This window comes from Flavobacterium sp. GNP008 (assembly GCF_056428965.1).
In genome coordinates, this window is sequence record NZ_JBWJVL010000001.1 from 78,399 (window position 1) to 91,314 (window position 12,916).

The 12,916-nt window shown below is 33.7% G+C and carries 11 protein-coding genes; 6 read left to right on the forward strand and 5 right to left on the reverse strand.

Annotated features, from left to right (window positions below; genetic code table 11):
- Positions 1 to 54: 54 nt before the first annotated feature.
- Positions 55 to 3,507 carry a methylmalonyl-CoA mutase family protein gene (locus tag AC0608_RS00410; RefSeq protein WP_478287738.1) on the reverse strand — a complete coding sequence of 1,151 codons (3,453 nt, stop codon included), beginning with the start codon at positions 3,505 to 3,507 and terminating at the stop codon, positions 55 to 57.
- Between the two features lie 285 nt (positions 3,508 to 3,792).
- Between AC0608_RS00410 and AC0608_RS00415 the strand changes: the two genes are divergently transcribed.
- On the forward strand, positions 3,793 to 4,500 hold the full coding sequence (locus AC0608_RS00415) for a DUF4197 domain-containing protein (protein ID WP_417990355.1): 708 nt from the start codon (positions 3,793 to 3,795) through the stop codon (positions 4,498 to 4,500).
- A gap of 122 nt (positions 4,501 to 4,622) precedes the next feature.
- Positions 4,623 to 5,477 (forward strand): formyltetrahydrofolate deformylase, encoded by an 855-nt coding sequence (gene purU, locus AC0608_RS00420; RefSeq protein WP_417960715.1) that lies wholly within the window; start codon positions 4,623 to 4,625, stop codon positions 5,475 to 5,477.
- A gap of 89 nt (positions 5,478 to 5,566) precedes the next feature.
- Here purU and AC0608_RS00425 read toward each other — a convergent pair whose 3' ends face one another.
- Positions 5,567 to 6,223 carry a VOC family protein gene (locus AC0608_RS00425; RefSeq protein ID WP_478287739.1) on the reverse strand — a complete coding sequence of 219 codons (657 nt, stop codon included), beginning with the start codon at positions 6,221 to 6,223 and terminating at the stop codon, positions 5,567 to 5,569.
- A 309-nt stretch (positions 6,224 to 6,532) separates the two neighbouring features.
- The gene (locus AC0608_RS00430) at positions 6,533 to 7,318 is read right to left on the reverse strand and encodes an alpha/beta fold hydrolase (RefSeq protein WP_417960719.1); all 786 of its coding nucleotides are present in this window, start codon (positions 7,316 to 7,318) and stop codon (positions 6,533 to 6,535) included.
- Positions 7,319 to 7,424: 106 nt separating this feature from the next.
- On the opposite strand from AC0608_RS00430, the gene AC0608_RS00435 reads away from it, so the two are divergent.
- A complete protein-coding gene (locus AC0608_RS00435) occupies positions 7,425 to 7,574 on the forward strand; it encodes a hypothetical protein (RefSeq protein ID WP_417960721.1) in 150 nt (49 codons plus the stop codon).
- Here the strand turns inward: AC0608_RS00435 and AC0608_RS00440 are convergent.
- Together AC0608_RS00440 and pyrF are read right to left on the reverse strand one after the other, a co-directional pair.
- On the reverse strand, positions 7,569 to 8,375 hold the full coding sequence (locus AC0608_RS00440) for an ABC transporter substrate-binding protein (protein ID WP_417960723.1): 807 nt from the start codon (positions 8,373 to 8,375) through the stop codon (positions 7,569 to 7,571). The genes AC0608_RS00435 and AC0608_RS00440 overlap by 6 nt on opposite strands.
- Before the next feature lie 122 nt (positions 8,376 to 8,497).
- Positions 8,498 to 9,316 carry an orotidine-5'-phosphate decarboxylase gene (gene pyrF / locus AC0608_RS00445; RefSeq protein WP_478287740.1) on the reverse strand — a complete coding sequence of 273 codons (819 nt, stop codon included), beginning with the start codon at positions 9,314 to 9,316 and terminating at the stop codon, positions 8,498 to 8,500.
- Positions 9,317 to 9,830: 514 nt separating this feature from the next.
- Between pyrF and AC0608_RS00450 the strand changes: the two genes are divergently transcribed.
- From AC0608_RS00450 to AC0608_RS00460, 3 genes are read left to right on the forward strand one after another with little or no spacing between them, the layout of a single operon-like run.
- Complete coding sequence (locus tag AC0608_RS00450) at positions 9,831 to 10,394, forward strand: helix-turn-helix domain-containing protein (protein WP_478287741.1); 564 nt, start codon at positions 9,831 to 9,833, stop codon at positions 10,392 to 10,394.
- A gap of 11 nt (positions 10,395 to 10,405) precedes the next feature.
- The gene (locus tag AC0608_RS00455; RefSeq protein ID WP_417960729.1) at positions 10,406 to 10,852 is read left to right on the forward strand and encodes a response regulator; all 447 of its coding nucleotides are present in this window, start codon (positions 10,406 to 10,408) and stop codon (positions 10,850 to 10,852) included.
- A gap of 1 nt (position 10,853) precedes the next feature.
- The gene (locus tag AC0608_RS00460; RefSeq protein ID WP_417960731.1) at positions 10,854 to 12,638 is read left to right on the forward strand and encodes a sensor histidine kinase; all 1,785 of its coding nucleotides are present in this window, start codon (positions 10,854 to 10,856) and stop codon (positions 12,636 to 12,638) included.
- Positions 12,639 to 12,916 lie beyond the last annotated feature (278 nt).

Genomic DNA, 12,916 nt, shown 5'->3' on the forward strand with positions numbered 1-12,916 from the left:
ATAATAAAAAAGGCTGTCTTTTGGGACAGCCTTTTCTTTGATTATAAATATGAATTACATATTTCTTCTATACTGCCCACCTACTTCAAATAATGCAGATGTTATTTGTCCCAAAGAACAAACCTTCGTTGCTTCCATCAAATGTTCGAATAAGTTTTCGTTTTTAATGGCTGCTTCCTGAAGCGTATTTAAATGCTCCGTTACTAAATCCTGATTGGACTGATGTAAATGATTCAACATATCAATTTGGTATTGTTTTTCTTCCTCAGTGGCACGAATTACTTCGGCTGGGATTACTGTTGGAGAACCTTTAGAACTCAAGAATGTATTCACACCAATAATTGGAAATTCACCGGTATGTTTCAAAGTCTCATAATACAAACTTTCTTCTTGAATTTTACTGCGTTGGTACATGGTTTCCATAGCACCAAGAACGCCACCACGTTCTGTAATTCGGTCGAATTCGAGTAAAACTGCAGCTTCCACTAAATCCGTTAGCTCTTCAATAATGAAAGCACCTTGAATTGGATTTTCGTTTTTGGCCAATCCTAATTCTTTGTTGATTATCAACTGAATCGCCATCGCACGTCGCACTGATTCTTCCGTAGGCGTGGTAATTGCTTCATCATAGGCATTGGTGTGCAATGAATTACAGTTGTCATAAATGGCATACAACGCTTGCAAAGTCGTACGAATATCATTGAAATCTATTTCCTGGGCGTGCAAGGAACGTCCCGAAGTCTGAATGTGGTATTTCAACATTTGCGCACGCTCGTTAGCACCGTATTTATTTTTCATGGCTTTGGCCCAAATCTTACGTGCCACACGACCGATAACTGCATATTCTGGATCAACTCCATTCGAAAAGAAGAACGATAAGTTGGGTCCAAAATCATTGATGTTCATGCCACGGCTCAAGTAATATTCCACATACGTAAACCCATTTGAAAGTGTAAAAGCCAATTGCGTAATCGGATTTGCACCAGCCTCAGCAATGTGATATCCTGAGATAGAAACCGAATAGAAGTTTCTAACATTCTTAGTAATGAAATATTCCTGTACGTCACCCATCAATCGCAACGCAAATTCCGTAGAGAAAATACAGGTGTTTTGGGCTTGGTCTTCTTTCAAAATATCAGCCTGAACGGTTCCACGTACTTGAGATAACGTTCTTGCTTTTATTTCGTTATACACCTCCAAAGGTAAAACCTGATCTCCGGTTACACCCAAAAGCATCAACCCTAAACCATTATTCCCTTGAGGTAAATCACCTTGATAATGCGGCCTTTCAACTCCTTTTGCTTCATAAATTTTGTTGATTTTTACCTCAACTTCTTTTTCAAGACCATTTTCTTTGATGTAAAACTCACATTGTTGGTCAATCGCCGCATTCATGAAAAAACCTAACAACATGGGCGCTGGCCCATTGATAGTCATACTCACCGAAGTCATAGCATGAACCAAATCAAAACCAGAATATAATTTCTTCGCATCATCCAAACAGCAAATAGAAACTCCAGCATTACCGATTTTTCCATAAATATCAGGACGTACATGTGGATCGTTTCCGTATAAAGTTACGCTGTCAAAAGCCGTTGATAATCGTTTTGCCGGTAATCCTGCACTTACATAATGAAAACGCTTGTTCGTTCTTTCTGGTCCACCTTCCCCGGCAAACATTCGAGATGGATCTTCTCCTTCCCGTTTAAAAGGATACAAACCTGCGGTAAAAGGAAATTCTCCAGGAACATTTTCCTGCAAACACCAACGTAAAATATCACCCCAAGCTTTGTACTTTGGTAACGCAATTTTCGGAATTTGGGAATGCGAAAGTGACTCTGTATGGGTCGCCATTTTTATTTCCCTATCCCGAACTTTAAACGTATAAACTGGATTTTTGTACTTGTTTACTTTTTCGTCCCAAGTCAAAATAATTTCCCAATTGTAGGAATCCAAATCCATTTTTACTTTATCGAATTGATTCAGTAAAAGATTCAAAAATATTTTGTCCTCAGCAGCACCTGGTTTTTCAGATTCCAAAGCACTTGGTAAAACTGAATCGTCATTAATTCCTGCTTTGTTTATTTCAGGTATTTTTTTGGTTACCGTTTCAATCGTTTTGAAAATTCCATATAATTTCTGTGCTACTTGTTCTTGAGTTACCGCAGTAACATCATATTTTCGGTTGCTTTCGGCAATTTCAGATAAGTAACGCGTTCTATGCGGTGGAATAACGAAAATCTTCTCGCTCATTTCACGCGTGATTTTGAACGTTGATTTCAAATCAGAATCCGTTTTTTCATGGACTTTATCCATTATCGCTTTGTACAGCGTATTCATTCCCGGATCGTTAAACTGCGAGGCAATCGTCCCGAAAACCGGAAGTGTATCTAAATTAGCATCCCATAAATTATGGTTGCGTTGGTATTGTTTTTTAACGTCTCTCAATGCATCCAGAGAACCGCGTTTGTCAAACTTGTTTATTGCTACCAAGTCGGCAAAATCAAGCATGTCGATTTTTTCCAATTGCGTTGCCGCACCAAATTCCGGTGTCATTACATATAAGGATACATCAGAGTGATCCATGATTTCCGTATCCGATTGTCCTATACCTGAGGTTTCCAGGATTATGATGTCATAATTTGCTGCTTTGATCACTTGAATCGCATCGGCAACATATTTAGACAAAGCCAGATTTGATTGGCGTGTTGCCAATGAACGCATGTAAACTCTAGGACTATTGATGGCATTCATTCGAATTCTATCGCCTAACAAGGCACCGCCTGTCTTCCGTTTTGATGGATCGACCGATATTAATCCAATAGTTTTTTCAGGAAAATCGATTAGAAAACGACGCACTAATTCATCCACTAATGATGATTTTCCAGATCCACCGGTTCCTGTAATTCCAAGAACTGGAGTTTTACAATCCAGATTCTTTTTTTGGATGGCTACCAAAGTTTTGGCCGCTATTTCCGGAAAATTCTCTGCTGATGAAATGATTCTGGCAATTGCTTTTGGATTTTTCTGTTCCAAATGTTTTATTTCATCTGTCAGTGTATCTCCAACAGGATAATCGGATTGTTGTACTAAATCATTTATCATACCCTGCAATCCCATAGCACGTCCGTCATCTGGTGCATAAATTCTGGTGATTCCATACGCTTGTAATTCGGCAATTTCAGAAGGCAGGATTACTCCTCCGCCGCCACCAAATATTTTAATTTGCCCTGCTCCTTTTTCCTGAAGCAAGTCGTACATGTATTTGAAATATTCGTTGTGACCACCTTGATACGACGTTATTGCAATTGCATTGGCATCTTCTTGAATCGCTGTATTGACGACTTCTTCCACACTTCTATCGTGGCCCAAATGAATTACCTCAACACCTGTAGACTGAATGATTCTACGCATAATATTGATTGCGGCATCGTGACCGTCAAAAAGAGCTGCAGCGGTTACAATTCTTACTTTATTGTTAGGGATATATGGTATTTGTTGTTCCATTTTATGAATATGATAATTTAAGACTGCAATTTACAATTTTATTTTAAAAATTATTTGATGTTATTGCTGGTTGTTGATAAATTAGGCAGAATTTTGTTATTTAGCCCCGATTGAAGTGGCATCCCTCGATTTTTTTGGCGAGGATACAGCGAAAAGCGGGACAAAACGTGATTAACAAACTAAAGTTTGTGCTCCTAAAGAATAGTTGGCTTTGTTTTTGAATAAGTAGTATTTTTACAAAAGCCAAAGGGCAAACACACGAAGTAAACTAATAAAATAATTATGATGAAGAAAATTTTAATTTTTGCGGTAGCAATTTCGCTTTCTAGTTGTGCCGAAATGCAACAAGTTTTGAATCAATTTCCACAAACGCAAGGAATTGGCGGTGTTGATATTGCTGGCGGATTGAAGGAAGCATTGAATAATGGAATTTCAAAACAAGTAACCAAATTGACAGCCACCGATGGTTTTTTCAGAAATGAAGCTGTTAAAATTTTACTGCCAGAAGAATTGAGAAAAGTAGACGCTGGTTTAAGAAGAATAGGACTTAGTTCATTGGCTGATGAAGGTTTAAAAGTATTAAACCGTGCTGCTGAAGATGCGGTGAAGGAAGCGACTCCAATATTTGTAGACGCCGTTAGAAATATGACTTTCATGGATGCCAAATCGATTTTGATGGGAAATGAAAGTTCGGCTACTAATTATTTACAGAACAGCACTTCGACCGCTTTGTACGGGAAATTCAACCCTGTGATTAAAAATTCATTTACTAAAGTGGGTGCCGATAAAGTTTGGACGAACATTATTACAAAATACAACAGCATTCCTTTAGTGAATAAAGTAAATCCTGATTTGACGGATTATGTGACCAATCAAGCGTTAAATGGTGTTTTTAAGATGGTTGCGGTTGAAGAAAAAAACATCAGAACCAATTTTAGTGCCAGAACATCTGTATTATTACAAAAGGTTTTTGCAATGCAGGACAACAAATAAATTGAAATTGGGTTGTTTTTTTTAACCACAAAACAGCCCAATCCAGCTTTTTTATAAAAATAAATATGCTAATTCTGTAAACACTGATCACACTAAAAAACAAAGCTGAAACCAAAACGCAAATGCAAAAAATTACAATCCTAATCCATTGCAAAGATCAAAAAGCAATTATTGCTTCCGTTACGAATTATATTGCCTCTATTGATGGTAATATAATTTATCTCGACCAACATGTAGATGCCGATGAAAATGTATTTTTCATGCGTTTAGAATGTGAATTCAGTACCAATAATTGGAACATTGAAGCTATTAAAACTGATTTTCAAGCTAAGTTAGCTGCTCCTTTCAATATGTCGTGGGAAATGTATACCCAAAACGAAAAACCAAAAATGGCTTTATTTGTTTCTAAATACGACCATTGTTTGTATGATATTTTAGGACGCTACAGCGCTGGCGAATTACCTCTTGAAATTCCTTTGATCATTAGCAACCATGAGAATCTTAAAGCAGTGGCGGAACGTTTTTCTATTCCGTTTCATTATGTTCCTTTCACGAAAGATATAAAAGTCGAAGGCGAACAAAAACAGTTAGATTTATTAAAAGAATACAATATAGACTTCATTGTATTGGCACGCTACATGCAAATTATCACACCCAATTTGATTGCGCAATACAAGAATCAAATTATCAATATTCATCATTCTTTTCTCCCTGCATTTCCGGGAGCAAAACCGTATCATTCTGCTTTTAAACGCGGCGTAAAAATCATTGGTGCCACCAGTCATTATGTAACAGAAGGATTAGATGAAGGTCCGATTATCGAGCAGGATATCGCCCGAGTTTCACACAGCCATTCTATTGAAGATTTTATTATGAAAGGACGTGATCTGGAACGCATGGTTTTGGCTAGAGCGATAAAATTGCATTCGGAACGAAAAACTATGGTGTATAATAATAAAACAGTAGTGTTTTTATAGAATTCCCTCCCCATTATCTATAAAGAAAAGGGAGCCATAATCTCGATAAGGACTACTATAAAAAAAGCGCACCAAAAGTGAGTATTTTTTTAAGCTGAAACCTCAATCTCCTTCGTTTTCCCATTATTGTCAAATACTACTTTTGTCCAGAATGATTTTGCTTTTTGATGCGTTGGATACCAATCCCGGTTTTCTTCCACCAGAATAAAAAGTCCCGTATCAGTTCCTAAAACGATGAATTTATCTAATTTGGGCTGTTTTGAAAATAATGAAAGATCATATTTTTCACAAATTTCGTCGCAGAGTTCTGCAATATTTTGAGAAACAAAACCTATTTCGCTTACGGATAGAACTGATAATCCGCTAAAGGCTTCTTCTGATCCATTGTCCAAACTAAAACGAGCAATAAATTCTAAAACATTTCCATTATTGTCATAAAAATAAAAAGACTTGGCATTCCAATTGTAGAAATCGGCAATTTTTTCCGGTGGAATGACCTCTAGAATTTCTGTTTTCTTTTCCGTCCAGGCAAAAGCTTCCAGCAACTTATTATTAGGTATATCGAAAGCAAAATGATATACCGGTTTTAAATTCTCAGAAGACCGGAAAGTTAGTTTTGTGGAACCAGCGGCAAATGAAACACTCGAATTGGTTTTAGAAATAGTTTTCAACCCGATGGCGTTGTTATAAAATAACTCCGTTTCAGTAATGCTATCCGTAAATAGTTCCAGTTCGAGAATATTCATCGTGTTCAAATAAAGTAATTTATCTTTTTAACAAATACACCTAAACAGCCAACAGCTAAATCACTATAAATTTCTAATGGTTCTTTAAACCCGCAGAAATTCTATAGCCTCAGATGGCGTCAAAATCCTTAAAGAAATGCTCTAGAAATAAAGTTATAAAACTTAACTTATGTACAACAAAGTAATAACAAAATCTTAACAGCAAAACATTCCCTTATGGGTGATCTTTGCAGAGTAATAAACTGGTTATTTATTATTTTGGTTTTGGTTAGTTAAAGAATTGCCTGCATTTTATAATGCAGGCATTTTTTATTTAGCTGTATTTATAAAAGAAAGAACTGCATCATTGAAAGCATTAGGTTGCTCCACATTTACTACATGCCCACATTTTTCTATTACGAAGAGTTTAGATGATTTATAGTGATTCTCTACTACTTTCTGAACCGATGGTAAAAACATATAATCTTCTTCACCCATTACATAAAGCGTAGGAATATTTAATTCGACCTGACGAAACCATTTGAGAACCGGATTAATTTCGGCAGTGAGTTTAAACCATTTAATAAATTCTTTCTGGTATAACTTCTTAGCCTCATTAATAAAAAGGACACGAGATTGCTTGTGACTTTTTTTAGGCATAATGACAAACGCAAAAAATTTATATAAAACCAAATAAGGGAGTACATATTTAAACATGTTTCCCAATCGCATCAATACCTGAGAACGGAAATTCATTTTTAGGATTGCGCCCCCCAGAATCATGCTTTGCACGCGTTCCGGATACATTTCTGCTAATTGTCTGATGAGTATGGTACCCAAAGAAATCCCTACAAAATGTGATTTTTTAATTTTTAGAAAATCTAAGACCTCTAGAATATCATTGGCTAAAGCCGAAAAGGTATATTTTTGTTTGAAAGCCGTTTTCAATGTAGGTTTTGATTCCCCGTGACCGCGTAAATCCAATAATAGAACATTGTGCTGTTTCTTAAAATCACGTATTTGCTTAAACCAAATTGAAGAACTACCCCCAGCACCATGAACAAAAGTCACCCATTGATCACTGTTTTTATTTTCGTAAATGGTGTAATTAATCACGTATTTTTTTGGTAAAAATAGAACTTTAATTTTAAATCCCAATCTTAACAAATAATATTGCTTGTTTTATACTTGTAAAACGTAAATTTGCAAAAAAATTACACCCATGAAAGGATTATTGAAAGAGAAAAGTGAAATAGAAAAGCTTAAAAGAGAATACCAAAAACTCTCCGAGCAAAATTTTAAAATCGAAAAGAAGGCTATCAATTCTTACTTACCAACAGAAGAATTGATTTTAGAGGAATGTGAATTATAGTTTTTGATGCATTTTTTTAAAATAATCAAACGCTTTCAATAGCCTGCTTCCATACCAAGAAAACATTTCCCCGTCAACAAACACCGTTTTTGCGTGATGTGTATGTCTTCCTATTTCGAATGCATCTTCCTCTTTGAAAGGATAAGGCTCCGAAGAAAGAAAAACCAAATCCGGATCGCCTTCTAAGCGTATTTTTTTTAGTTCTATTTCAGGATAACGTCCCATAGTTTGAGGATTATTTTCGTAGATATTCTGAAAGTGGTTTAGTTTCAGTAATTCATTGATAAAGTTATCAGACCCCGCGACCATAAAAGGGTTTTTCCAAATGAAATACGCTGCTTTTTTAACCGGTATGTCTTTGATAAATTTTTTAAAATCGCTCAAGGCAAAAGCCAATTTGTCGTTCCATTTCTGGGCTTCAGTTCTACAATTGAATAGCTGACCAAAATCGGTAATCATTTTAAAATTATCTTCAATGGTGACAATATTCGTCACCCAAACCGGACAAATTTTACTCAGCTCAGCAACAATTTCTTCCGTATTTTCCTCTTTATTGCAAATGATAATGTCCGGTTGTAACAATCTAATTTTCTCGAAATGAACCTTTTTGGTTCCACCAACGATTTTCTTAGTCGATTTTAAATGATACGGATGCACACAGAATTTAGTAATCCCAACAATTCGATCCTCCAAACCTAAATCATACAGTAATTCTGTCTGTGAAGGAACGAGCGAGATTATACGTTTAGGTGAAGTTTCGAAAAAATGCGGAGTTCCAAGTTGGTCAACAAATGATTTCATAATTTTGTTTAAACCTTAAACAGCAAGGCTCTATTATATTAGTAACGGCACGTAAATAAAATTCAAACCATATAAAAGAAGCCCACTAATGCTTCCCCACAGGCAATGTAAAATTAATTCGGTTAAATATCGTTTAAAATTACTTCCATTTCTTGTTGCATATTCAATGCTTCTTCTCTCGCTTTTTCAGCAAAATCGGCTCCATTTGAAGCATAAATAATCGCTCTGGAAGAATTAATAAGCAATCCAACATTGGCATTCATGCCATATTTACAAACTTCGGACAAACTTCCGCCTTGCGCACCAACACCCGGAACTAGTAAGAAACTGTCAGGGACAATTTTACGAATTTCAATGAAATATTCGGCTTTAGTAGCCCCAACAACATACATGAGATTTTCACTATTTTTCCAAGTTTTAGAGGTTTCTAACACTTGTTTGTACAATTCTTTTCCGTTTACATTTAAAGTCTGAAAATCAAACGCTCCTTCATTAGAAGTCAAAGCCAGCATAATCGTATGTTTATTTTCGAACGCTAGAAAGGGCTCCACAGAATCTTTTCCCATATATGGCGCAACAGTAACACTGTCAAAATCCAAATCTTCAAAAAAAGCTTTGGCATACATGGAAGACGTATTCCCAATATCTCCACGTTTAGCATCAGCAATAGTAAAAATTTCAGGATACTTTTCATTGAGGTAATGAATAGTTTTTTGAAGGGACAACCATCCTTTTATTCCGTGAGCTTCATAGAAAGCAATATTGGGTTTGTAAGCCACCGCTAAATCATTGGTCGCATCGATTACAGCTTTATTAAATTCAAAAATTGGATCTTCCAACACTAGTAAATGCTGTGGAATTTTATTTAAATCAACATCTAGTCCTATACATAGGAATGATTTTTTTTGTTGAATTTGTTCAATAAGTTCTTGTGTTGTCATTATTATATAGTTGTGTGGCAAAATTACAAACATACAATCAATATTAATTATAATGCAGGGATAAAATTCAAACTTACTCGATTATTTAAAAATCAATTATTGCTTCTACTTATAAAAAAATCATGTACGCCTATTTTTTTCTCTAAAAAAAGAAACAAATTAAGCAAACACATTCCTAAAAATCGAGGGTTAAATACACCCGCCATGCAATACCAATTGTTACTATTTGTGTTCCTATTCCTAAAAAAAGAAACAAAATCAGGCTTTAAATGTTAAAAAAAACACAAATTTAACGATTGTTGAATAATTAAATTAAAAATTTTGATTGGAGAAAACAAAAACTACAAGATTTTTAAATCTTAATAATACCTTTAAAATCAAGTAATAGTGATTTATGATTAATTAAAAATAAGGCACAAATACCTAGTTCAATTCCAAAAATTAGAATATATGGTTTTCAAAACTGAATTTAAAAGCAACCTTTTTATATCTTTACTATTAAACAAAAGTTTATATGAAAGTATATTTAAAGTTTGATTATGCTCAAATGACAAAGAAAATCATTCAGGAAAAACTATCTGAATTGGGATATAAATTTAATATGATAGGGTTTAGCGAATTAAATTTTTCAGAAAAAGTACCTTCGGGAAAGATTGAGGAAATCACCTGTGTTTTCAAAGAATATGGTATAGAAATAGTTGAAAATCAAAAAAGTGTATTAGTTCAGAAAATAAAAGACTCAATAATTGAAATGGTCAACAATGAAAAACCATTAAATATAAAAAGTTCCGTATATATAGCCGACAAGTTGAACTTGAGTTATGCCTATTTGTCTAATATTTTCTCAGAAGTTACCTATACTTCTATTGAACATTTTATTATTATTCAAAAAATAGAATTAGCAAAACAATTAATGATAAATACTCCTCTTAATTTAACTGAAATTTCCATCCAATTAAATTATTCCAGTGTTGCCCATTTAAGTACCCAATTTAAACATACTACAGGAATGACTCCCTCTGCTTTTCAGAGGATTATTATTAAACGACGAGAATTAGCAACTAAAAATAACAGCTAAACACTAACATTATGACTAACGATTATATAAACATCTGCCTAGCAGATGATGACGAAGACGACAGGTTATTTTTTACAGATGCTTTTGGCGAACTCAAAATAAACACTAAAGTCAATACTTTTAATGATGGTGTAGAGTTGATGAATTATTTGAATAATTCTGAATCCATTTTACCAAATGTACTTTTCCTAGACTTAAATATGCCAAAAAAGAATGGTGTTGAATGTTTATTGGAAATCAAAAAAAATGAGAAACTAAATGATATTGCAATAGCCATATATTCAACCTCATCGTCTGAAGAACACATTGAAGAGACCTTCATTAATGGCGCGAATATTTACATTAAAAAACCAAATGATTTTGATACTTTAAAGAAAATCCTTTCCGATATTGTTACCATAAATTGGCAATACCACACCTCTGGATTAAACAAAGATAATTTTTTAATGAGAATGTAAAATGAAATTTATTCAACTTCATAAATCACCGCTTTTTCTGAAAATAATTTTTATAATTTCTGTAGCTATTATATTTTTTATTGGTGGTATTACTTTTAAACACATTACGGTTTTAAAGAAATCGTCTACCTGGGTCAGTAATAGTCATGAAGTCAATGCAGAACTTGAACGGCTGATGTCTTACATAAAAGATGCTGAAACCGGACAAAGAGGGTATATTTTAACAAAAGATAAGAGTTTCCTAACTCCTTATGATAATTCAAAAACGTTAGTCAGAACTTCCTATAAAAAAATTTCAATTCTTACGGCAAATAGTAGAACACAACAAAGTAATTTAAAAAAGCTATTGTATTTTATTAATAAAAAACAAAACTATCTTTCAAAAACATTATATCTAACCGAACTTGGGATTTCTGATGAAAAATTATTTAAGAATAATTTGATCGTTGGTAAAGAAACTATGGATTCTATTCGGCTAAAAATAGAAGATATGATTATCACCCAAAAAAATCTTTTGAATAATAGGCAAAAGGATTATGAATCAACTATGAATTATACTCCTCTACTGATTTATTTAACTCTATTAGTTACCTTAATTTTAATAACCATTGCTTTTATTAAAATGAGTAAGGATTTAGTGCTTCTTAGAAAAACTATCAACACACTTTCTCTTGCCAATGAAGCCAATAATCTTGCAGAAATAGTAGGTGGCTTTGGTAGTTGGCAATTAAATTTAGAAAACAACACCTATAGCTTCTCCGATAATGAATACAGACTTCTGGGTTGTGAGCCACAATCTTTTGAAGCTAATTTAGAGCAGTTTTTAAATTTTATTCATCCTGATGATTTAGAATTTGTGATCCAGAATACAAACAGAATTTTTATTGATAATGACCTTCCGCCTTTTACCTACAGAGTGATACGAAAAAATGGTGAGATCCGGTATTTTAGAGGATTGGGACGAATTGTAAATATTTCCTCCGGAAACAGAACCTTTATTGGAACCACTAGTGATGTGACGGAGGAAGTCTATGCTAAAAATCTTATTGAGGAAAGAAACAGAGAATTAGAAAATAACAATAAGGAATTAACTGCATTTAATTACATAGCAAGTCACGATTTGCAAGAACCTTTGCGCAAAATTGAAACTTTTCTTTCCCGATTAATCAGCAAAGATTATCCTAATTTATCTCAATCCGGACAACAATATATAGCAAGCATTCAATCATCTGCTAACAGAATGCGAATTCTTATTCACGATTTATTACAATTCTCAAGGGCAAATAAAACAGAAAAAATTTTTGAAGACTCTAATCTAAATTACTTATTTGAAAATGCAAAACAAGAATTAGCGCAAATTATTGAAGAAAAAAAGGCAATTATAGAATGTAATGAATTGCCAACTTTAAAAGTAATTCCGTTCCAAATCCAACAGCTGTTCATTAATTTAATTGGTAATTCTTTAAAATACAGTAAAGAGAACCGTAATCCAATTATCACAATTAATTGTTCTATAATCTCTGCCAATGAAGAGGAATTATTACCCCATAATGACAAACACTACTTTAAAATTACTGTTAAAGATAACGGGATTGGTTTTGAACAAGTTTACGCAAAGAAAATTTTCATACTTTTTAATAGACTTCACAACAAAAACGAGTATGAAGGAACAGGAATTGGCCTTGCCATTTGTAAAAAAATAGTGGAAAATCATAAGGGATTTATAGTTGCAACTGGAGTGCTGAATGAAGGTGCTACATTTATCATTTATCTTCCTGTTGCTTGAGGAAACTTTCAAAAAGTTTAAAAGAGTTTACTGTTGTTCTTTTTAATCATATGTTTTTATAGTCTCTGTATCTTTAAACAATTCCCTTTCTACAAATACTTATATATTATAAAATTTACTTTTAAAGTATAGTATTTTTTTGCTTTTCTTTTTCAAAAACAATTTCACTGCAAGTACTAAAATACTGATTGGTTAGAACCAAAGTCTTTTGAATCTGCAACGATATTTCTCACAGAGCACTACTTATAAAATTTAAGTGCAATTGTTTTATAAAAAAT